The following is a 22,176-nucleotide window of genomic DNA, read 5'->3' as shown; positions in this document are numbered from 1 at the left end:
CCGCGCGCCACCAATGCCTGCAAAGCGTGGCTGCGGCCCTCCGCCATGGTCGGCGACCCGCGCGGTGGCTCGCGGTCTCCATTGATATCCTGCCTACAATTGCCTGTCATTGGTGCTAACACGCATATCATCAGGAATGATCCAGCGCATCAATAATCAATATTAGAAGTTATAAGCCGATCTCGTTACGCTTCCGTCATCAACTGGCCGTCCGGTTCGGACATGAAGCCGGGGCACGGATGGAGACGTAAATGAATACTCGCGATGCCGCATCGCACGGTACTTTCCACCTGACGTGGGGCCGCCCGTCCGGCGTGCTCACGCTGCGTGACTGGCTGGCGCACCTGGCGCATACAGGCCGGCTGGCCACGATCGATCAACCGGTCGCGCTAGAACACGAACTCGCCGCGATTGCGAAGCGCCTCGACGGCACGCAAGCCGCGTTCTTCACGAAGCCGGGCGGTCACGACATGCCGGTGGTCAGCGGTTTCATGTCGCGCCGCGGCTGGATCGCCGAAGCAATGGGCGTGGCCGAGGCCGATCTGCTCGCGCGCTTTCGCGACGCGGCCGATCAGCCGGTTGCCTCGAAGGAAATTCCTCGCGCCGAGGCGCCCTGCCAGCAGGTCGTGCATACCAGCGGCATCGACCTTCACCAACTGCTGCCGATTCCCACGCACAGCGAACACGACAACGGGCCGTATATCACCGCCGGTCTCGTGATTGCGCGTAATCCGCGTACCGGCGTGCAGAACGTGTCGATCAACCGCATTCAGGTGCATGGGCCGGACCGCATGGCGATCCTGCTGCTGCCGCGCCACTTGTACGCCTTCCAGAAAGCCGCGGAAGAAGCGGGTGAGGCCCTCGACGTCGCCATCGCGATCGGCGTCGATCCGCTGACGATGCTCGCTTCGCAAGCCATCTCCCCAATCGATTCCGACGAGCTCGAAATCGCCGGCGCACTGCATGGCGCGCCGCTGCCGGTGGTCAAATGCGTGAGCAACGGCGTCGACGTGCCGGCCTACGCCGAGATCGTGATCGAAGGGCGCATTCTGCCCAACGTGCGCGAACTGGAAGGCCCATTCGGCGAATTCCCGAAGTACTACAGCGCGCAGGAAGCGCGCGAGGTGATCGAAGTCACCGCGGTGACGCATCGCGAGAAGCCGATTTTTCATACGATCGTGCCGGCGGAAATGGAGCATCTGCTGCTCGGCGCGATTCCACGCGAAGCGACGCTGCTCGCGCATCTGCAGCGTAGTCATCCCAACGTGAAGGACGTGCATCTGTCCGTGGGCGGCGTGTGCCGCTATCACCTGTGGGTGCAGTTCGAGAAGAAGCGCGAAGGCGAAGCGAAGAACGTGATTCTGTGCGCATTCGGCGCGCACTACGACATCAAGCAGGTCGTGGTGGTCGACACCGATGTGGACGTGCACGATCCGGCCGAAATCGAATGGGCCATCGCCACGCGCTTCCAGGCCGACCGCGACCTCGTCGTGATCGAAGGCGCGCAAGGCTCGCCGCTCGATCCGTCCACCACCGTCGGTCAGCCCGAGGACGCGCCGCCGCATCTGCAAGGCGTGAGCGCCAAGATGGGATTCGACGCCACGCGGCCCGTGGTGTATCCGTCGCACGTGTTCACGCGGGTGCGCATTCCGGGGCAGGACACGGTGAATCTGGAGACCCTCGTGGCCGCCGACAACGCCGCGTTCGACACGTATCTGGGTGGCGCACATGGCTGAGTACGGACACCAGCCTCAGCGCATCGTCGTCGGCATTTCCGGCGCGAGCGGCGCGCTGATCGCCGTGCGTCTGCTGGCGGCGTTGCGCCGCCTCGGCACGCACGAAACGCATCTGATCGTGTCGGCCTCCGGCGCGGTAACGGCGGCGCAGGAACTCGGCATGACGCGCGGCGACCTCGATCGTCTCGCCGACGTGGTCTACAACGTGCGCGACATTGGCGCGGCAGTGGCAAGCGGTTCGTTCATCACGGCGGGCATGGTGATCGCGCCGTGCTCGATGAAGACGCTCGCGGGCGTGGCCAACGGTTTCGCCGACAACCTGCTCACGCGCGCCGCCGATGTGATGCTCAAGGAGCGCCGCCGGCTCGTGCTGGTCGCACGCGAAACGCCGCTCAATCTCGCGCATCTGCGCAACATGACTTCCGTCACGGAGATGGGCGGGATCGTCATGCCGCCGGTGCCCGCTTTCTACGCTCATCCCAGGACGATCGAGGACGTGGTCGATCACACAGTAGGCCGTATTCTCGATCTGTTCGGGATCGAGCATCGGGAGATCGCGCAGCGTTGGAGCGGACTCGCGGACGAATTCGCGGCGCGCCGCTCGGGAGACGACGAATGAATCAGCGCGACTTGCTCCATTCAGGCGCCGGGTCGACCCACGAACGCCCCGCTGAGCCGGCGTTGGAGAACCGCCCGCAGCGTCATCTAGGCCGCCCGATGGAGCGTCTGGAGGATCCCGCGATTCTCACCGGCCGCGGCCGTTATGGCGACGACATCGGTATCCGGCCCGGCACGCTGCACGCCGCGATCCTGCGCTCGCCGCACGCGCATGCGGAACTGGTGTCGATCGATACCGATGCCGCGTCGAAACTGCCCGGTGTGCACGCAATTCTGACCCGCGACGACCTGCGCGCCTGGTCACGGCCCTTCGTGGTCGGCGTGAAATCGCCGATGGAACAGTGGGCGCTGGCCATGGACCGCGTGCGCTATGTCGGCGAACCGGTAGCGGTGGTGCTGGCGCAATCGCGCGCGCTGGCCGAAGACGGTCTGGATTTGCTCAAGGTCGAGTACGCGATGCTCGAGCCGGTCACGTCGATCGAACAGGCGGCGAGCGATCAGTCGCCGGTCTTGCACGAGAAAGTGGGCAGCAATGTGATCAGCGACCGGCACTTCCGCTACGGCGAGCCGGAAGCCGCGTTCGAGCAGGCGCCGCATCGCGTGAAACTGGTCGCGCATTATCCGCGCAATAGCTGCGCGCCGATCGAATGCGGCGTGGTGATCGCGGAGTATCTGGCAGGCGACGAAGGCTACGACGTCACATCGAATTTCATGGGGCCGTTCTCGCTGCACGCAGTGATGGCGATGGCGCTCAACATCCCGGCCAACCGTTTGCGTCACAAGGCGCCGCGCGATTCGGGCGGCAGCTTCGGCGTGAAGCAGGCCGTGTTTCCGTACGTCGTGCTGATGTGTCTCGCCTCGCGTAAAGCGGGCGCGCCGGTCAAGTGGGTCGAGGATCGACTCGAACATCTGAGCGCGGCGACCTCCGCGACCGCGCGCGTTTCGACGCTCGAAGCGGCCGTGGAAAGCGACGGCCGCATTACGGCGCTCGCCTACGACCAGCTCGAAGATTGCGGCGGCTATCTGCGCGCGCCCGAACCGGCCACGTTCTACCGCATGCATGGCTGCCTGACCGGTGCCTATGCGATCGACAATCTGCTGGTGCGCAACCGCGTCGTGCTGACCAACAAGACGCCGACGGGCCTGGTGCGCGGCTTCGGCGGACCGCAGGTGTACTTCGCGCTCGAACGGCTGATGCAGCGCATCGCGCTCGAACTGAAGCTCGATGTGCTCGACGTGTACCGCCGCAATTTCGTCGCCGCCGATGCGTTCCCGTATCGCGCCGCGGCCGGCGCGCTGCTCGACTCGGGCAATTATCAGGAAGCCTTGCGCCGCGCACTCGCCGAAGGTAACTACGAAGAACTGCGCGCCCGCCGCGACGCGGCACGCCGGCAAGGGCGGCTGTACGGTATCGGCTTTGCGGCGATCGTCGAGCCGTCGGTGTCGAACATGGGCTACATCACGACCGTGATGCCCGCCGAGGCGCGCAAGAAAGCCGGGCCGAAGAGCGGCGCGATCGCAAGCGCGACCGTGAGCGTCGATCTGCTCGGCGGCGTGGTGGTGACGATTGCATCGACGCCCGCGGGCCAGGGGCATATGACGGTGTGCGCGCAAGTGGTCGCGGACGTGCTCGGCGTGTCGCCGCATGACGTCGTCGTCAATGTCGAGTTCGATACGCACAAGGACGCGTGGTCGGTGGCGGCAGGCAATTATTCCAGCCGCTTCGCCGGCGCGGTGGCGGGCACGGTGCATCTCGCGGCCGTGCGCGTGCGTGACAAGATCGCGCGCATCGTGTCGAAGCAGTTGGGTTGCGCGCCGGACGAGATCCGCTTTGAAGAAGGCCGCATCTTTGCGAAGGGCGCAGAAGATCGCGCGCAGCCGTTCGGCCGTGTCGCCGCCAATGCACCCCATTGGGCGCCCGCGCTGTTGCCCGAAGGCGAAGAGCCGGGCTTGCGCGAGACGGTGTTCTGGAATCCGCCGAACATGGCCGCGCCGGACGAGAACGACCGCATCAATACGTCGGCGGCCTACGGTTTCGCTTTCGACATGTGTGGGATCGAAGTGGATCGCGCCACGGGCCGCGTGCGGATCGATCGCTACGTCACCGCGCATGACGCCGGCACGCTGCTCAATCCCGCGCTCGCCGACGGCCAGATTCGCGGCGCGTTCGCGCAAGGGCTCGGCGCGGCATTGATGGAAGAGTTTCGTTACGGCGCGGACGGCAGCTTCCAGTCGGGCACGCTCGCCGACTATCTGATGCCGACCACCTGTGAAGTGCCCGATCCGGTGATCGTGCATCTGGAAACGCCGAGTCCGTTCACGCCGCTCGGCGCGAAAGGACTCGGCGAAGGCAACAACATGAGTACGCCGCCATGCATCGCCAATGCGGTCGCGGATGCGCTCGGGGTCGACGACATTCGCTTGCCGCTGACGCCGTCGAAAGTGATGGCGCTGATCGGCATCGACGACCCGGAGCCGTCGCGTCCCGAGTTGCGTGAAGCGCGCGCGGCCAAACCGGCGACGCCGGGTGGCGGCAAGGCGCTCACCGCGCAAGGCAGCGTGGATTTGCCTGCATCGCCGGAAGCGATTTTTGCCGTGCTGCTCGATCCGAACGCGCTCGCCAAAGTGATACCCGGCTGCCATGCGCTCGAAGCCGAAGGCACGAACCAGTATCGCGCCGACGTGACGGTCGGCGTCGGGATGATCAAGGCGCGTTTCGAAGCGAAGATCGGCCTGTCGGAAATCGACGCGCCGCATCGGCTGCGTCTGGCGGGCGCGGGCATGTCGTCGCTCGGCAGCGCGCGCGGCAGCGGCCTCGTCGAACTGACGCCGATCGAAAACGGCACGCGTCTTTCCTACGACTACGAAGCCCAGGTGTCGGGCAAGGTCGCGGCAGTCGGCGGACGCATGCTCGAAGGCGCGGCCAAGGTCGTGTTGCGGCAACTGTTCGAATCGCTCGGCCGTCAGGCGGCGGGCAAACCGGTTCGCACCGGCGGCTCGTGGCTCTCGCGCCTCTTGGCCCGTTTCAGGAGACAGGCATGAAACCCGCACCGTTCGATTATCTGCGCGCCATAACGACGCAGCATGCGCTCGACACCCTCGCGCAAAGCGGCGAGGACGCTCGCGTGCTGGCCGGCGGCCAGTCGCTGATGGCGGTGCTGAACATGCGGCTCGCGCAACCGCGCGTGCTGATCGACATCTCGCGCACCGACGAGCTGAACTCGGTGCGCGTCGATCACAAGGCCGGCTTGCTGATCGTCGGCGCGGCGGCGACGCAAGGCAGCGTCGAATGGCGCGCGACGCTGCGCGACGAAGTGCCGTTGCTGGCCATGGCGTTCCCGCATATCTCGCACTTCCAGATCCGCAATCGCGGCACGGTATGCGGCTCGGTCGCCCATGCCGACCCGAGCGCGGAACTGCCGCTGGTGCTGGCCGCGCTCGGCGGCGACGTGTTGCTGCGCTCGAAAAGGAAACACCGTGTGCTGCCAGCCCACGAGTTTTTCCAGGGCATGTTGATGACCGCGCGTGAGCCCGATGAGCTGGTGGAAGCCGTGCGCTTTCCGCTCAAGCGGCCGGGCGAGCGCTACGGCTTCACGGAATTCTCCGCGCGCCACGGCGACTTCGCGATGCTCGCCTGCGCGGCGGTCGTCACGAGCGATTCGATCCGCCTCGCGGTCGGCGGCGTCGCGGACCGGCCAGTGGTCGAGCAATGGCCGCGTCTGCGCGACGACGATCTGCGCAGCGCATTGAACGATTTGAGCTGGAAGCTGGGCGCGCAGGACGACGCGCATATCAGTGCGGCGTATCGCCGGCATCTGGTCCGGCAACTGGGATGGCGCGTGATCGAGGAGGCGAAGTGAGCAACACATCGAACGGCAATGTCGTGCACGTGATGCGGCAGGGCGAACGGCAATGCGTCACGCTGACGCTCAATGGCCATGAACGTAGCGGCTATTGCGAGCCGCGTGAACTGCTGTCGGATTTCATCCGTCACGAACTGGGCGCGACCGGCACGCACGTTGGCTGCGAGCACGGCGTGTGCGGCGCGTGCACGGTGCACGTGGACGGCGTGGCGGGACGCTCGTGCCTGATGCTGGCGGTGCAGGCCGACGGCCGCCGCATCGACACGGTGGAGGGACTCGCGCCCGACCTGACACTCGGCGATCTGCAGCAGGCGTTCCAGCGTCATCACGCGTTGCAGTGCGGCTTCTGCACGGCCGGGATACTGATGTCGAGCGCCGACTATTTGCAGCGCGTGCCCGATCCGAGCGAAGCGCAAGTGCGCGACATGCTGTCGGGCCATCTGTGCCGCTGTACGGGCTATACGCCGATCGTCGCCGCAGTGCTCGACGTGGCGGCGCGGCGCCGGCAAGGCAACCCGGCTAGTGAAACCGTAGAGGCCGCTCATGCTTGACCTCGGCCGAACTTTTCTGCAAGCCGTGGAGCGCAGCCCCAACGCGCTCGCGTTGGTCGACGGCGAACTCGCCTTGACGTATGCGCAGTGGCACCGTCTCATCCTGAAGGTTGCCGAAGGCGTGCGCTCGCTCGGTCTCGCGCATGGCGACCGCTTGCTGGTAGTGCTGCAGAACCGCTGGGAAATGGCGACCCTGCATTGGGCCTGTCAGTTCACCGGTGTGGTGATCGTGCCGTTGAACTGGCGCGCCAAACCCGATGAACTCGAGTACTGCGTGATCGATGCCGGGGTGAAGGCCATCGTCTATGAGCCGGTTAGCGCCGAGGCCGTCGCGCAAAGTCCTGCCGCGCAAGCGCTGCCGCGCATCGGTCTCGACGGCGCGCAAGGCGGCACCGCGAGCTTCGAAACGCTGATGGCGCAGAGCACGCAGAACTCGCTGAACGCCGGCCGCACCTGCGCGAATGCCGACGACTATTCGCTGATTCTCTACACGTCGGGCACCACCGGCAAGGCCAAAGGCGTGCCGCGCCGTCATCGTCATGAACGCGCCGCGGCGCTCGCACATGTCGCGCAGAATCTGTACGGACACGGCGAACGCACGCTCGGCGTGATGCCGCTTTATCACACCATGGGCGTGCGCTCGCTGCTCTCGATGGCGCTGGTGGACGGCCTGTTCGTCTGCGTGCGCCGCTGGAATGCGCGCTTCGCACTCGATGCGATCGCGCGGCACGAGCTCACCTGCCTTTATCTGGTGCCGACGCTGTATCACGATCTGCTGGCCGATGCGGCTTTTGCCGCGACGGATACGTCGACGGTGAAGAAGCTGGGTTTCGCCGGCGCGCCGATGAACGACGGTTTGCTCAAGCGCCTCTCGGCGGCGTTTGAACCCGACCTGTTCGTCAATCACTACGGCTCGTCGGAGGTCTACACCTTCAGCATCGATCAGGACGCCACGCGCAAGCCGGGCAGTGCGGGGCGCGCGGGTATCAACACGCGTTTGCGCGTCGTCACGCTCGACGCCCACACGCCCGAAGACCTCGCGCAAGTGGGCGAAGAAGGCCAGATCATCGCCGACCTGCTAGGTGACGAAGCTTTCGAAGGCTACTGGAATCGTCCCGACGCGAACGCCAGGTCGCTGCGCGACGGCTGGTACTTCACCGGCGACACCGGGTTCTTCGACGCCGAAGGCGACCTGTACGTATCGGGCCGCGTCGACGACATGATCATCAGCGGCGGCGAGAACATCTCGCCGGTCGATATCGAGTCGGTGCTGTCGCTGCATCCCGCGGTCGACGAAGTCGCGGTGGCCGGCGTGAAGGACGAGCGGTGGGGCCAGCGCGTCGTCGCTTTCGTCAAACGCCGCGATTACGTCGACGCCGACACGCTCGACGCGCACTGTCGCACCTCCGAGCTCGTCAACTTCAAGCGTCCGCGCGAATACGTGTTCGTGGACGACATACCGAAGTCGCCGGTCGGCAAGATTTTGCGCCGCAAGCTGTCCGCGGGCGAATACCAGCGAGACACGCACGGCGAAGCCATTGCACCTCACACGCAAACCACCAAGGAGTAACTCATGACCGACCTGACCCACCGCGGCCAGAGCCTGCTGCAGGATCTCGACGGCTTTTCCATCGAGATCGACGCGCAACGCGAGCGGGCCGACATCATCCTGCACCGGCCGCCGCTGAATGTGATTTCGATGCACGCGCGCGACCAGTTGCGCGCCGCTTTCGAGGCGCTCGACGAAGATCCGCGCGTGCGTGTGATCGTGGTGCGCGCCAAAGGCGAACATTTTTCGAGCGGCGGCGATATCAAGGGCTTTCTCGAAGCATCGCCCGAAACCGTGTCGAAGCTCGCCTGGAATATTGCCGCGCCCGCACGCTGCTCGAAGCCGGTGATCGCGGCCAATCGCGGCTTTTGCTTCGGGGTGGGTTTCGAGCTGTCGCTCGCGTGCGATTTCCGCATTGCCACCGACACCACGTTCTACGCGCTGCCGGAACAGAAACTCGGCCAGATTCCGGGGTCGGGCGGCTCGGCCCGTTTGCAGCAGATGGTCGGCATCGGCCGCACCAAGGACATCGTAATGCGCTCGCGCCGGATTCCGGGCAAGCAGGCTTACGAGTGGGGCATCGCGGTCGAATGCGTGGCCGACTCCGAACTCGAAGCGACCACCGACGCGCTGGTGGATGAACTGCGCGCGTTCTCGCCGCTTGCGCAACGCACCGCGAAGAAGCTGCTGAACGATACAGAGGACGCGCCGTTGTCGATCGCGATCGAACTAGAAGGGCATTGCTATAGCCGTTTGCGCACCTCTGATGATTTCCGCGAGGGCGTTGAGGCGTTTCATGGCAAGCGCAAGCCGGTGTTTCGTGGGAGTTGAGGCGAACGGCGGGCGTGGTCGGATTCAAATATTGCTTTGCATGGGATCGGAGTAAGCGCTGAAGCGCTAACTCCGGTCGACAGCGTTGCATGGGATCGGAGTAAGCGCTAAAGCGCTAACTCCGGTCGACAGCTTTGCATGGGATCGGAGTAAGCGCTAAAGCGCTAACTCCGGTCGACAGCGTTGCATGGGACCGGAGTAAGCGCTAAAGCGCTAACTCCGGTCGACACAGGAGACAGTCGTATGGAGCGCTTCGATTACGTGATCGTCGGCGGTGGCTCGGCAGGATGCGTGCTCGCGCATCGCCTGTCGGCCAATGCGTCGTTGCGCGTCGCGCTGATCGAAGCGGGCGCGGATACGCCGCCGGGCAAAGTGCCTGCGGCCATCCTCGACAGCTATCCGATGCCCGTCTTCTGCGGCGACCGATACATCTGGCCGGAACTGAAGGCCAGCGCCACGCGCAACGCCGCGCCCCGCGTGTACGAGCAGGGCCGCGTGATGGGTGGCGGGTCGAGCATCAATGTGCAGTCGGCCAACCGCGGCCTGCCGCGCGACTACGACGGCTGGGTCGCCGAGGGTGCGAGCGGTTGGGCATGGCAGGACGTGCTGCCGTATTTCCGCAAACTCGAACGCGATGTGAATTTCCCAGCCGGCGAACTGCACGGCAGCGACGGCCCGGTGCCGATCCGCCGCATTCTCCCGGCCTACTGGCCGGCGTTCTGCGATGCTTTTGCCAGCGGCATGCGGAAAAACGGTTTCGCGGCCTTGCAGGATCAGAACGCCGAATTCGGCGACGGCTATTTTCCCGGCGCGTTTTCGAATCTCGACGACCGGCGCGTATCGACGGCAGCCGCGTATCTGGACGAGGCGACGCGCCGGCGCCGCAATCTGCACATCTATGCGGACTTGCGCGTCGAGTCGATCGTCATGGAAGGGCGTGTGGCTCGTGGCGTGGTCGCGGTGGAACGCAGTGGTGCGCGTATCCGTTTCGACGCCAATGAGGTGGTGGTCAGCGCGGGCGCATTGCAATCCCCCGCATTGCTGATGCGGGCCGGCGTCGGCTCGAAGGCGGAACTCGACGCGCTCGGAATCGGGTGCAAAGTCGATCTGCCGGGCGTGGGCCGCAATCTGCAGGATCATCCGTCGCTCACGTTCTGTCATTTTCTCGAGCGGCGTTTTCGCATGCCGCTTGCGCGCCGCCGCGCGAGTATGACGGCAGCGCGTTTTACCTCGGGTGTCGCGGACTGCGACGAATCCGATCTGTATCTCTCGAGTGCGACGCGTGCTGCATGGCACGCGCTCGGCAATCGGCTTGGATTGTTTTTTCTCTGGTGCAACCGGCCTTATTCGCGCGGCCGTGTGCAACTCGTATCCGCTGATCCGGCGGTGGCGCCGCGGGTCGATCTGAATCTGCTCGACGATCCGCGCGATCTCGCGCGCCTCGCATACGGCGTGCGGATGCTCGCGAAAATCGTCGAAGCTTCGGGTCTCGGCGACAACCCGCGCGACTTTTTTCCGGCCGCGTTCTCACCGCGGGTGAAAGCGCTGAGCCGCGTCAGCAAGGGTAATGCGATGCTGACTTCGCTGCTCGGCGCGTTGCTCGATACGCCCGCGCCAATGCGGCGTCTGTTGATAGAACGTTTCTTCACGCGCGGCCAGCGCATGTCCGCGCTGCTCGCCGAGCCAGCCGCGCTCGACGACTTCATCCGCGCCAACGTGTTCGGTGTCTGGCATGCGAGCGGGACTTGCCGGATGGGCAGCGCGCACGACGTCATGGCGGTCACCGACACGTCGGGCAGCGTGCACGGCGCGCAGGGACTGCGCGTCGTCGACGCCTCGCTGATGCCGCGGCTGCCCTCGGCGAACACGAATATCCCGACCATCATGATGGCCGAAAAAATCGCCGACGCGATGCTCGCGCGGCGCGAGGCCAGTGCTGGATCGAATACGGCGCCGCTTACCGCGGCCTCGTCATAAGGTTTCTCAACACCACCAAGAGCACGCGCATTAGAGCGTGCCTCAAACGCGGACGATCGAAAGACGGCCCGCAGATAGTCAAGGAGATGACGATGTCCGTAGCAGCGCAAAATGGCGCCGCCTTGCCCGCGGTAGATCAGCGGCAAGTGATGGGTGCGGTAATGGCCTCGTGCCTCGGCTGGGCACTGGATCTGTTCGATCTGTTCGTGTTGTTGTTCGTCGCGCCGGTGGTCGGCCGGCTGTTCTTCCCTTCCGAGCACGCGATGCTCTCGCTCGCCGCGGTCTATGCGTCGTTTGCCGTGACGCTGCTGATGCGCCCGCTCGGTTCGGCATGGTTCGGCTCGTACGCGGATCGCCATGGACGCAAGGGCGCGATGATCATCGCGGTGGTCGGCGTAGGGCTTTCCACCGCCGCCTTCGGCCTGCTGCCAACCGTTGCGCAGGTCGGCCTCGTCGCGCCGATCCTGTTCCTCGTGCTGCGGCTCGTGCAGGGCGTGTTCGTGGGCGGTGTGGTGGCCTCGACGCATACCATCGGCACCGAATCGGTCACGCCGAAGTATCGCGGCGCGGTGTCGGGGCTGATCGGCGGCGGGGGAGCCGGCCTCGGCGCGTTGCTCGCCTCGCTCACCTATCTGGCGATGTCGGCGCTGTTCCCCGGCGCGGCGTTCGAGGTATGGGGCTGGCGCTGCATGTTCTTCACCGGCATCATCAGCTCGGTGCTGGGCCTGTTCGTCTTCAGCAGTCTGGAAGAATCGCCGCTGTGGAAAAAGCTCGCCGCCGAAAAGGCCGCCAAGGCCGCGGCGCAGAAGCTCGACGCGCCGGTCGAAATCGTCCGCTCGCCGGTGCGCACGCTGTTTTCCCGCGACTATCGCTCGATCCTGTTCGTCAACCTGCTGCTCACCGTCGGCGGCGGCAGCGGCTATTACCTGACCTCGGGTTATCTGCCGACCTTTCTCAAGGTGGTGAGCCATGCGCCGAACGGCGCCGCGGCGGCGATCCTGCTGATTTGCAGCGTGGCGGTGGTGATCGCGTCGGTGGCGGCTGGGCATCTGAGCACGTTCATCGGCCGCAAGAGCGCTTTCATCTGGCTCGGCGTGATTCGCCTGTTCGCGTTGCCCGCGCTGTTCCTGCTGTTGCCCACGGCGCAAAGCATCACCATGATCGGCGTGTACGCGGTGATTCTCAGCGCGCTCGGCAGCGCGGGCTACGCGCCAATCCTGATCTTCCTGAACGAACGGTTCCCGACCGCGATTCGCGCGACCGGCACCGGGCTCTCGTGGAACATCGGCTTCGCCATTGGCGGGATGATGCCGACCGCCGTCTCGCTGGTCGCCAAAGACGCCAGCGAGTTGCCGATGACGCTGGCGATCTTCGTCGCGGCAATCAGCGTGATTTTCCTGATCGGCGCTTTCGTCGTGCCGGAGACGCTCGGCCGGCTCGAGCAGAGCGCGGTGCGCGACGCGGTCTAGCTCGCGGACGGGTCGGCCGGCACGCCCGTCGTCACGCGCCGGATCTCCTCGCCGATGATCTCGATCAGCGCGTGCGCCGCGGGCCCGATCGGCCGCTTCGGATGGCTCACGCGGATGATGTGCCGGATGATCGGCGGCGACGTGATGGTGCGCGCGCACAGCACGCCTTCGTCGACCTTGCGCTGAACCACCACGCGCGGCAGGATCGTCGCGACGCTGCTCTGTTCGACGAACTGCACGATGGTGTTCAGCAGATCGATCTCGAACTTCGGTTTGATGACCACGTCTTCGGCCAGCAACGCCGCGTCCAGCACGCCGCGCAGGCCGTTGCGACGGGTCGGCAGCACCAGTTCGATGCTGGCCAGCTGCGCGAGATCGACGGCCAGCGGCAGGTCGGGGCCGAGCGCGGCGCTCGTCACCAGCACCATTTCCTCGTCGACCAGCGGCACCACGTCGAGCGTGAGGCGCCCGCGCGGCTTGTTGATGATGGCCGCATCCAGCCGGCCGGCTTCGACCGCGTCGATCAACTGCGCGCTGAAGCCGTCGGCGACCGACACTTCGACCTGCGGGAACATCGCATTGAACCTGGCGAGCGACTCCGGCAGCACGCTTTCCGCCTCCGACGACACCATGCCGAGCGACACGCGCCCCGTCACGATCGCGTCCTGCCGGCTCAACTGGTCGCGCGCCCGTTCGATGTCGCGCATGATCGGCGTGTACAGGCGGTACATCTGGCGCGCGCCGTCGGTCGGCGTCATGCCGTGCGGGCCGCGTTCGAACAGTTTCTGGCGCAATTCGGTTTCGAGCTTCGAAATCTGCATGCTGAGCGCGGGTTGCACGATATTGAGCCGCTTCGCCGCGCGCGTGACGGAGCCGTCTTCGAAAAGCGCGATGAAATACTGGATTTGCTTGAGGTCCATGAAGCGCGGAGGCGGGAAGGGGCGAGATATTGGCGCAAAGCGATTGGCGCAAAGCGCCGCAAACATCGAGTTTAACCGCACCGCGCGGCGCGGCTCGCGGCATCGTCACGAAAGGCTTTCCTTACGCTGCTACAATCTCGTCTTTCTCGATCGATTGTGCGCTATGGGTTTCGAACAACTCGCTGAACTGAAGAAGCAATTGGCCGCGGCTCGCCGCGAGGCTGCGCCTGCCGCGAAATCCGGCGCCAAGCCTGCTTCGAAGGACGCTGCCAGGCCGGCTAAGGAGGCTTCCAAGCCCGCTGCCAAAGACGCGTCCAAGCCGGGCGCGAGGCCTGCCCGCAAGCCCGCGCCGCCGCGCCGTGCCGCGCCCGCAGCCGCTCCCGGCGACAGGCCGGCTGCAGAGGCCAGGCCGGCGGTGGACGCAAAGCCGGTGGACCCGGTGGTGAAATCGATCGGGCGGCTGCAGAAGCGCTTTCCCGTTGCTTTCCCCAAGAATCCGGCGCCCAAGCTGCCGCTCAAGGTCGGTATTTTTGAAGATCTGATGGTGCATGCGAAGGAACTGTCGCTGAGCGAAGCCGAATTGCGTGATGCGATCAAGACCTGGTGCCGTGGCAGCCGTTATTGGAAATGTCTCGTCGAAGGCGCGGCTCGCGTCGATCTGACGGGCGCCGAGGCAGGCAAGGTCACCGCGCAGGAAGCCTCCGGCGCGCAGCGTCTGCAGGCGCATCGGGCGGGCAAGGGCGCGCCGAAGGCGGCCGGCGCGGCGAGCCCGAATGCAAGCGAAACTGCAAACGCAACCGGCGAGGCCGCGGCGGAAGCGGGCGCGCAAGCCACTGCCGAGGCAGCAACCACGCAGGCCGCAGCAGCCTCGCAAGAAGGCGTTGCGGACAAGCCGCAGGCCGGCGCGGCGGATACGACGGCGGATGATCGTGAAGCCACTCACGAAGCAAGTCACGAAGCCGCTACGGAACCGGCCAGCACGCCGGCCACCCGCGAAGCGTAAAACCCGCCACCCCGCCTAGGGGTGGCTGCCTTGCCGCGACGCAGCCCCCAGCCGGCTGCGCACGAATCCGACGTGTTCGCGCAGCACATAGAACGCGTCGGCGTAGGCGAGCGGCATGCGCAGCCGGTTCAACGAGTCCTCGATCCGATCCAGTTCCGCGAAGAGCCGCTTGCGCTCCTCTTCGGTCGAATCGGCGAGCGCGCCGCGTTCGATCGCAATCAGCGAACCATAAAAACGATAGATGCGCGAGCGCACCCGCCAGCGGTAGAGCGCGGGAATCAGCCGCATGGCCGGAAACAGCAGCACCGCCACCGGCAGCAGCAGAACGAGCGTGCGGTCGCCGATGCTCGCCAGCCAGAACGGCAGCGTGCGGTAGAGAAAGCTTTTGCCCGTCCTGTAGTAACGCTGCGCGTCCTCGCTGATCTGATATTCACGCGCAACCGGACTCGGAAATTGCCCCGCGCGCTGCAATAAGCCCGGCATGCCGTGCACTTCCTGCGCTGCTTCGATCAGCAGATCGGAGATGGCTGGATGCAGCGTGTTGCGGGCCACGAGCTCGACAGTCGGACTGATCAGATGCACCGTTTCAGGCGGGATCGTGCGTTTCAGGTCCAGCACGCCCGGCGGCAGGTCGATCTCGTCCAGATAGGGAAAAAGGCGCGTATAGGCGCTCGCCTCGGCAAAATTCATGACCGACACACCGGGCACCTTGAGCAGGCGCAGCATCAGGCCGCGGGTCGCGGAATCGCCGTTCAGGATCGCCGCGTCCACTTCGCCCGTCACCAGTTGGGTGGCGGCCTGCAAGCCGTCGGTCGGCACCAGTACGGTGTCGCCGCCCGGCTCGATACCATTGGCATCCAATAGTTTGAGCGAGAGCAGCCGTGTGCCGCTGCCTTCACGTCCCACTGCGATCCGTTTGCCTTCCAGTTGCGAAAGCTGGCTCAACCCCGAGCCGCGATAAAACACCACCACCGGGATATAGAAGACGCTGCCGAGCGACATTAGCGACGCAGTGTTGAGACCATCGGCCACGCCACCTTGCACGAAGGCGATGTCGACGTGTTGCTTCGGGTCCAGCAGGCGCTGCAGGTTCTGAACGGAGCCGTCGGACTCCAGCACGTTCAGCTTGATGCCGTTGCGAGCAAGGATTTTCCTGTATTGTTCCGCGGCGACGAAAAACGAGCTGTCGTGCGGGCCGGCGCTCATGGTGATCGTCTTGGGCGGCGCCGGATCGACCAGCCAGACGATCAGTGTGACCATCAGCACGACGAGCGCGGCCACGACGATATAAGGCAACGTGTGATCGCGCCACTCGGCGTGGGGTTGAACGCCTGAAAAATGCGGAGGACGCGGGCGCTGCTCTCTCATGGGGACTCGGTGCCGGGGCCGGGATGATTGCATTGTCCACTGTCCGCGCCCTGTTTGCCGTCGGCAGTTTGCTCTATTGACGGGGCGTAGGCAAAGTTTGCACCAGACGTGAATGCAAACGGAATGGCCGGAGCGGGGCGGCCAACGCCAGACGTCCAACGAAGCGCCGCAGCCACGCAGCGGATCGGTGAAATGTCCGGCATAACGGGCGCGCCGGCAAGCGGAAGGCGCGGGTCGTCGTGGCATAATCCGCGACAGCTTCCCCTCGTGTCGCCGGGCGCATCGTGAGTCGTTTCTATCGGAAGATCGGCAGTTGGCTGGGATTGTTCGCGATCCTGATGGCGACGCTCGCCCCGACGATCTCGCACACGCTGGCCGCACGCAGCGCTGAAAGCGCCATGGCGGGCGAGCATTGCGATATGCCTTCGATGGCCTCCATGGGCTCCATGGACACGATGCAGGAAGACGTGCCGCACGCGTCACCAGTCGCATCCAGTACGCCTGACCACCCCGGCAACGACCACACCCAGCACTCCACCCTGTCCGACGGCGACGCCTGCGGCTATTGCAGCCTGCTCGCCCACATGCCCGTCGTGCCGAGCGTCGAGGGACTGTTCGTCGTTACCGTCCGTGCTTTACAGCACACCGTCGCGACCCGCTTCGACAACGTGCGCCGTGTCGAACCGCTCACCTTCGCGCAGCCCCGCGCCCCTCCGTTCGCATCCTGATTCGAGTCTTCACGCGCGATGCATCGAGTGCATCGCGGCTGCCGCCGCACGTCCATCGCGACTGCGCGCGCCGGCCTTGTCACGACCTAGAAACAGGATGAATCATGCTGAACCAGACAACGCGCAGCGGGAAACCGCCGCGCGCGGCGGCGCTTGTCGCTGCCGCCAGCGTTTTGTTGTGCGCGCCTTCGCTCGCCAGTGCCCACGCGATTGCGGGCAATCGCGTCTTTCCGTCGACGATGGCCGTCGACGACCCCGGCGTAGGCGACGAAGCCAACCTCCAGTTCGGCCATCAACGCGTGCCGGGCGACAACGGCGACCAGAGCATCAACACCTTCGACTTCGAGTACGACAAGCTGATCACGTCGCGGCTCGCGGTGTCCGTGGACGGCACCTATGCGATGCAGAACAATCCGCGGGCGCACGGCTTCGACAACTTCGGCGTCGGCCTGAAGTACCTGCTGTATGTCAATGACGCGCACGAGTTCATGACCTCGATCGGCGTGGATGCCGAACTCGGCGGCACGGGCAGCCGCGCGATCGCCGACAACTTCTCGACGATCTCGCCGACCGTGTACGTGGGCAAGGGCATGGGCGATCTGCCCGAGTCGCTCGCGTATCTGCGTCCGCTCGCCATTACCGGTGAAGCGGGACCGGCGCTGACCACTGGCGCGGGACAGCCGAACGCATTCAACTACGGCTTCACGGTGCAATACAGCTTGCCGTATCTGCAGCAGCACGTGCGCGATGTCGGCCTGCCGCAGCCGCTCGCGAACCTGATTCCGCTAGTGGAGATTCCGCTGTCACGCAGCCAGGGGCAGACGACCGGCACAGTCAATCCGGGTTTTATCTGGATCAACCGTTATGGGCAGTTCGGCGTGGAGGCGCAGATCCCGATCAATCATGCAAGCGGCTCGCACGTGGGCATTCTGGTCCAGGCGCACATCTTCTTCGACGATGTTGCGCCGACCACGATCGGCAAACCTTTGTTTCAGTAACGCGGGAGAGTCACGATGATCATGAATGGCACGATCGGCAACCATCGCGGTGACGCGAGGCTCGCTGCCGCGAAACTGGCGGTGTGGTTCGCCGGTCTCGCAGTCGCGAGCGCGGCTTTCGCGCACGTGTTCCCGCAGAAGCAGGAACCCGGAGCCGGTGCGACGGTTGCCTCACCCGCGCAGGTGCGGGTGATTTTTGACGGACCGCTCGAAGCGGCGTTCAGTTCGCTGACGGTGACCGACGCGAGCGGCAAGCAGGTCAACGCGCAGAAAGCCGCGGTCGACGAGCATCAACCGGCACTGATCGCCGTGCCGCTGCCGCCGCTCGAGGCGGGTCACTATACGGTGCACTGGGTGGCCGTGGCGTCGGATGGACATCGCACGCACGGCGACTATGCGTTCAATGTGAAATAGCGGCAAGCGGTGATGCGCTGCGTCATCCGTCGAGGTATGGCGCGCGGTCGGTCGCATCATTCTGTTGCAATGACGCCGACCGCATGCGCATGCCTGGGATATCGCTTGCGGTATCAATGAGACGCGCCCGTCGCTTCGGCCGGAATCCCCGGCGGCAGTCCCGGCGGTGGTCCGCTGTCGGTGAGGGTGAGCATCGGCATCGAACTCGGGCATTTGAACGTTTTCAGCACATCGCTCGTCAGCGGATTGGCAACGCTGCCCGCACCCGCGATATCGAGCACAGCCTTGCGGCCGTCGAAATCGAAGGCTACACGTGTGCGTCCCGGTGTCGCGGTCTCGGCAACCAGGCCTTTCTGAACCAGTCGCATCAGCGCCCACGGTCCGTCCGTTGCGAGCGTCGAAGTCTCCGGCCGGATGCGCGGCTCGGCCGTCACCTCCGCATGCACCCCGCCGCGTGTGCCCGGCCACGTCACCGGGAACGGCGTAACCGGTCCATGCTGATAGAGCGTCGTCTGACCGTCGATATCGATCATCAGTCCGGTAATCGTCGGATCGATCTCGGGAATCCGGATCTCCGCCTTCCATGACAGCTGTTTCCGATCCGGGTCGGCGAAGAAGATGTCGCGGATCGCCTTCGCATGCTGGAACGGTTCGAGCTCCGGCCCCTGGACGGGTTCCGTCGCGCCGGCCAACGTCTTGTAGCGCCACGGTGTTGCCGACGTATCCACGAAGGCCGAGAGTGTCTTCACGAAGAAGTCGTCGATCACACCACCTTGCGCGAAGACACGCGTGAAGTCGTCGATACGCACCTCGCGCTGGCTGCCCGCCGCGAACGGATAGTTGCCTTCGATCGTCAACCGGCAGGTGTCGCCGACTACCGCCTGCATCTGTCGCGAGAGTAACTGGCCGATGCCCTGATTCACCTCGCGCGAGCCGTCCGCCGCCAGCGCCAGCAACACGGCGCGAAGCGGAGGCGGCATGGTGTTGGCGGTCATCTTGAGTCTGGCCGCCGTGTCGCTCGCCGGCGGCATGCTGTTGTTGGCGAGCGCATTGTCGGCGACCGTCAACGTCGTGTAGTAGTCGTTCAGCAGGTTCCCCACGCCGTCGAGCCCCGTCTTGTCCACTTGCGCCGTGCCTGCCTGCACGGCGGCCTGTCCGTCCGCATTGCCCGTAACGACCTCGCGCAGCGCGGCGAAGTGACTATCGACCAGTTCGCGTTCGATGATTTCCGAGGCCCGGATGCCGAGCGCCTTATCCGTTTTCTGGCTCAGCCGGTCGGCGGCCTTTTGCAGCAGGGAGGCGTCCGCTGCCGCGACGGCTTGCGTCAGCGTGGTCTCGCGCACGGCCGCGCGCGCCAGCCGGGCAAGCGGGGAATCGGGTGCTGCGAAGCTGCGCAGCACCTGTAGATCGAACTGCAGACTGGTCCCGTTGACGGTGCGAATGTCGCCGAGAAACGCATCCCACTGTCGCGCGTATTCCGTCAGATATTGGCGGCGGATAGCCTCCGTGAGCGGGTCGTCGGCGCCGCTCGCCGCGCTGACGAACTCAGCCGTTTTTTTTTGAGCCTCGCCCAGATAGGTGCGGCCCATTACCCAGGCGTCGTCGTCGCGCGCGGCCTCGACGAACTCGGGCACACGCTTGTCGAACAGCTGCCGGTAGCCGTCGAAGGTGAAGAGTCCCGGCACGCCGCGCGACAGCGGCGCGCCGCTCGCCCGCGTGAAGACGAGTCCGGCTTGCGGGCCGACCGCGCGGATCAGGGTGAATTCGTCGGGCGCCTCTTTCTGCATCGCCGCTCTGGCCCGTTCATACAGACGCGCGGTTGCATTACTGCCATCGAGAAACGAGCGGGCCTGCTGCACCAGCGAATCGTTTCGGATCAGCGGTGACTGGACCACGCGGCTGCCTGAAAAGAGCTGCTGCACGTGCTCGATCATCGAGGCGCGGCCGCCGAACACCGCTGCGCTATCCGTGTTCGCCCAGTCGTCAAGCACCCAGGCTTTCACGTCGTCGGCGTGGAATTTTGGCTTGTCGTAGAGCATCAGGTAGACGCGTAGCGCGTCGTAGGCGGTCTTCGAATCCTCGTTCGTCACCGCTTGGGAGATGACGTTCTCCATACGCCGCACAATAGGCGGCAGCAGCAGGTTGTCTTCGAGCACGTCGAAGGTGCGGCGGCTCTCGGCGACCACCTCAGGCGCGGTATAAAGACCGAACCGGAACGCGCTATCCGGCTCCGCCATGTCTAGCCCCGGGAAGGTCGGCAGGTAGCGCGCTTCGGTGAGCGTATCGGGGACCGCGTCGGGTTTCGGCTCCTTGTAGAGTTGCGCGACCTTCGCGGCCAGCGCCTGCGACTTGCGGCCGATGAGGGAAAGATAGTCGCTGTTATGCGCGAAGCTGAGCCGCAGGCCGATTGCAAGCCATGCGAAGAGAAGCACGGCGAGCGCATGGCCGGTGAACCGCAGCAAACGGAAACGGAATTCCCAGCGCAGATTGGGACGCACCAGTTGCGCCTCGGCGAACACGACCTTGGTGAGCAGATCGTGCAGGAAGTAGCTTTGATTGCCCGCCGGCCTGGCACCGCGCGTACCGGGCACCCTATCGAGCGATGCCGACAGCCGCCGTGCGATAGTGCGCCGCCCGGCGACCAACGAGTCGCCTGCCTGAATCGCGCTCGTGAAGTAAACGCCGCGCAGGGTGGCGTGAAGTTGCGTGGCGTCGTAACGTGAGTCGAGGAACACGCGTTCGACCAGCTCGCCCAGCGGTTGCGACAGTGCCGCAAACTCTTCGGATAGCGCGACGAGCTGCCGGCGCCGGGCCGGATCGAATTCGTCCTGCAAACGCGTGTTGATGCCGTCGGCGAGGCGGTTTGTCAACAAGCCGAGTTCCTCGTCGCAGCGCGTCCGCATGCCTCGGGCGGCAAGCGACTCCTTGCCGTAGGGCAGCGTAAAGCCCCAAGGTTGGGCTCGTCCCTCGGCCGTCAATGAAGCGAAGTATTCGTTGAAGCCGCTCAGGCGGTCCATCTTGGTCACGACCAGATAGACCGGAAAGCGGATGCCGAGCGTTTCGCGCAATTCCCCAAGACGTGCGCGTAACGCCGCCGCTTCGGCCATGCGCGCGTTGTCGTCGAGACTCGTCAGCGCGGCAAGCTCGACTGTCACTATCGCGCCGTTGATCGGCGCGCGAGGCCGGTGTTTGCGCAGCATCGCAAGAAAGCCGAGCCATTCGTCCGCATCCGTTTTTTCGTGCAACCGGTTCGAGTCCGGATGATTAGCGGCGGGCGACGCGACCGTTTCGCTCGTGGCGGCCGCGTCTTCATGCCTTGATGTGGCCGTCGCCTTGTCGGCAGCCTTGCTCGTCACCGTAGCGAGCGTCGACGCCGGTCGCCCGTTTTGCGAGGTGCCATGACAGGTGTAGTGCCCCGCGGTATCGATCAGCACCGCTTCGTTGGTCAGCCACCATTCGACGGACTCAGTGCCAAGGAGAGCACCGGCAGTGCGCTGCATTTGCGCCGCGAGCGGAAACGGCAGTCCGGCATTGAGCAGGGCGGACGTCTTGCCGGAGCCTTGCGCGCCGAGCGTGATGTACCACGGCAGTTCATACAGGTAGCGTTTGCCCTGAAACAAACGCGCGATCCCACGCGCTCCCGTGCGCATGGCTTTCAAACGCGCGAGCGCCGCCGAGACGATCGCATGCACGTTTTCCAGTTGCGCCGCAGCCGGCGATGCCTCCTTCCTGCGGCCAAATTCGAGCAGGCTTTGGAGGAATTGCGGTTCGCTGCGCATTTTTTGCAAGAGCAGGAACGCCCAATACACGACGGAGATCGCCAGCAATATCGCAATGGCGATCATGCGCGCCGAGGCGGACACAAACGGTTGTTCGCGGCCGACCGTGACGAGTGGCGACGCGTGCCAGATCAGCAGGCACAGCAGCGCCACGAAAAACACACTGGCGGACCAGCCTGCCAGCCACAGCAGCACGCCTGCCAGCATGAGTGCTATCACCAGCACACGCATGCCGACGGGGGCGAGCGGTTTCAAGCCGCCGAACGCCACCAGCGGACCCACAAACCAGATCACCAACGCGATAACCAGCAGCGCGGCGAGAGCGAGGAACTGGCGCGATACCAGAAACGACAACTTCTTCATGCCTGAATT

At 65.1% G+C, this 22,176-nt stretch carries 16 protein-coding genes; 13 read left to right on the top strand and 3 right to left on the bottom strand.

Annotated features, from left to right (window positions below; all coding sequences use genetic code 11):
* Nucleotides 1–251: 251 nt before the first annotated feature.
* The 9 genes from P0D68_RS27950 to P0D68_RS27910 all read left to right on the top strand — a co-directional run bounded on the left by P0D68_RS27950 (nucleotide 252) and on the right by P0D68_RS27910 (nucleotide 12,594).
* Complete coding sequence (locus tag P0D68_RS27950; protein WP_408298100.1) at nucleotides 252–1,736, top strand: UbiD family decarboxylase; 1,485 nt, start codon at nucleotides 252–254, stop codon at nucleotides 1,734–1,736.
* On the top strand, nucleotides 1,729–2,355 hold the full coding sequence (locus P0D68_RS27945; protein WP_408186650.1) for a UbiX family flavin prenyltransferase: 627 nt from the start codon (nucleotides 1,729–1,731) through the stop codon (nucleotides 2,353–2,355). Before P0D68_RS27950 ends, P0D68_RS27945 begins: the two co-directional genes overlap by 8 nt.
* Nucleotides 2,352–5,396 carry a xanthine dehydrogenase family protein molybdopterin-binding subunit gene (locus tag P0D68_RS27940; protein ID WP_408298098.1) on the top strand — a complete coding sequence of 1,015 codons (3,045 nt, stop codon included), beginning with the start codon at nucleotides 2,352–2,354 and terminating at the stop codon, nucleotides 5,394–5,396. Before P0D68_RS27945 ends, P0D68_RS27940 begins: the two co-directional genes overlap by 4 nt.
* Nucleotides 5,393–6,214: an FAD binding domain-containing protein gene (locus P0D68_RS27935; protein WP_408298096.1), complete on the top strand. Its 822-nt coding sequence runs from the start codon at nucleotides 5,393–5,395 to the stop codon at nucleotides 6,212–6,214. The genes P0D68_RS27940 and P0D68_RS27935 overlap by 4 nt, the downstream gene beginning before the upstream one ends.
* Nucleotides 6,187–6,768 (top strand): (2Fe-2S)-binding protein, encoded by a 582-nt coding sequence (locus P0D68_RS27930; protein WP_408298094.1) that lies wholly within the window; start codon nucleotides 6,187–6,189, stop codon nucleotides 6,766–6,768. The genes P0D68_RS27935 and P0D68_RS27930 overlap by 28 nt, the downstream gene beginning before the upstream one ends.
* Nucleotides 6,761–8,338: an AMP-binding protein gene (locus P0D68_RS27925; protein ID WP_408298092.1), complete on the top strand. Its 1,578-nt coding sequence runs from the start codon at nucleotides 6,761–6,763 to the stop codon at nucleotides 8,336–8,338. The genes P0D68_RS27930 and P0D68_RS27925 overlap by 8 nt, the downstream gene beginning before the upstream one ends.
* 3 nt (nucleotides 8,339–8,341) lie before the next feature.
* A complete protein-coding gene (locus P0D68_RS27920) occupies nucleotides 8,342–9,148 on the top strand; it encodes an enoyl-CoA hydratase/isomerase family protein (protein WP_310815005.1) in 807 nt (268 codons plus the stop codon).
* A 243-nt stretch (nucleotides 9,149–9,391) separates the two neighbouring features.
* Nucleotides 9,392–11,125, top strand: a complete 1,734-nt coding sequence (locus tag P0D68_RS27915) for a GMC family oxidoreductase (protein ID WP_408298091.1) — start codon at nucleotides 9,392–9,394, stop codon at nucleotides 11,123–11,125.
* Nucleotides 11,126–11,217: 92 nt separating this feature from the next.
* Nucleotides 11,218–12,594, top strand: a complete 1,377-nt coding sequence (locus P0D68_RS27910; protein ID WP_408298089.1) for an MFS transporter — start codon at nucleotides 11,218–11,220, stop codon at nucleotides 12,592–12,594.
* Here the strand turns inward: P0D68_RS27910 and P0D68_RS27905 are convergent.
* Nucleotides 12,591–13,514 carry a LysR family transcriptional regulator gene (locus P0D68_RS27905; protein ID WP_408298087.1) on the bottom strand — a complete coding sequence of 308 codons (924 nt, stop codon included), beginning with the start codon at nucleotides 13,512–13,514 and terminating at the stop codon, nucleotides 12,591–12,593. The two genes, P0D68_RS27910 and P0D68_RS27905, sit on opposite strands and share 4 nt — an antisense overlap.
* Nucleotides 13,515–13,677: 163 nt before the next feature.
* On the opposite strand from P0D68_RS27905, the gene P0D68_RS27900 reads away from it, so the two are divergent.
* The gene (locus P0D68_RS27900) at nucleotides 13,678–14,517 is read left to right on the top strand and encodes a ProQ/FinO family protein (RefSeq protein ID WP_408298085.1); all 840 of its coding nucleotides are present in this window, start codon (nucleotides 13,678–13,680) and stop codon (nucleotides 14,515–14,517) included.
* A 15-nt stretch (nucleotides 14,518–14,532) separates the two neighbouring features.
* On the opposite strand, the gene P0D68_RS27895 is transcribed toward P0D68_RS27900, so the two are convergent.
* Nucleotides 14,533–15,885: a TAXI family TRAP transporter solute-binding subunit gene (locus P0D68_RS27895; RefSeq protein ID WP_408298083.1), complete on the bottom strand. Its 1,353-nt coding sequence runs from the start codon at nucleotides 15,883–15,885 to the stop codon at nucleotides 14,533–14,535.
* Nucleotides 15,886–16,169: 284 nt separating this feature from the next.
* On the opposite strand from P0D68_RS27895, the gene P0D68_RS27890 reads away from it, so the two are divergent.
* From P0D68_RS27890 to P0D68_RS27880, 3 genes are all read left to right on the top strand, one after another.
* Nucleotides 16,170–16,613: a DUF2946 domain-containing protein gene (locus P0D68_RS27890; RefSeq protein WP_408298081.1), complete on the top strand. Its 444-nt coding sequence runs from the start codon at nucleotides 16,170–16,172 to the stop codon at nucleotides 16,611–16,613.
* 104 nt (nucleotides 16,614–16,717) lie between these two features.
* Nucleotides 16,718–17,611 carry a hypothetical protein gene (locus P0D68_RS27885; RefSeq protein ID WP_091793880.1) on the top strand — a complete coding sequence of 298 codons (894 nt, stop codon included), beginning with the start codon at nucleotides 16,718–16,720 and terminating at the stop codon, nucleotides 17,609–17,611.
* A gap of 15 nt (nucleotides 17,612–17,626) precedes the next feature.
* Nucleotides 17,627–18,025: a copper resistance CopC family protein gene (locus P0D68_RS27880; protein ID WP_408298080.1), complete on the top strand. Its 399-nt coding sequence runs from the start codon at nucleotides 17,627–17,629 to the stop codon at nucleotides 18,023–18,025.
* Between the two features lie 113 nt (nucleotides 18,026–18,138).
* Here P0D68_RS27880 and tssM read toward each other — a convergent pair whose 3' ends face one another.
* The gene (gene tssM, locus P0D68_RS27875) at nucleotides 18,139–22,167 is read right to left on the bottom strand and encodes a type VI secretion system membrane subunit TssM (protein ID WP_408298078.1); all 4,029 of its coding nucleotides are present in this window, start codon (nucleotides 22,165–22,167) and stop codon (nucleotides 18,139–18,141) included.
* Nucleotides 22,168–22,176: the final 9 nt, after the last annotated feature.

The sequence above is a fragment of the Paraburkholderia sp. RL17-380-BIE-A genome (assembly GCF_046028085.1).
In the GTDB taxonomy this organism is placed as follows: Bacteria; Pseudomonadota; Gammaproteobacteria; order Burkholderiales; family Burkholderiaceae; genus Paraburkholderia.
The sequence above is the reverse complement of the archived record's forward strand: the minus strand, read 5'-3'. Positions and strand labels throughout refer to the sequence as shown.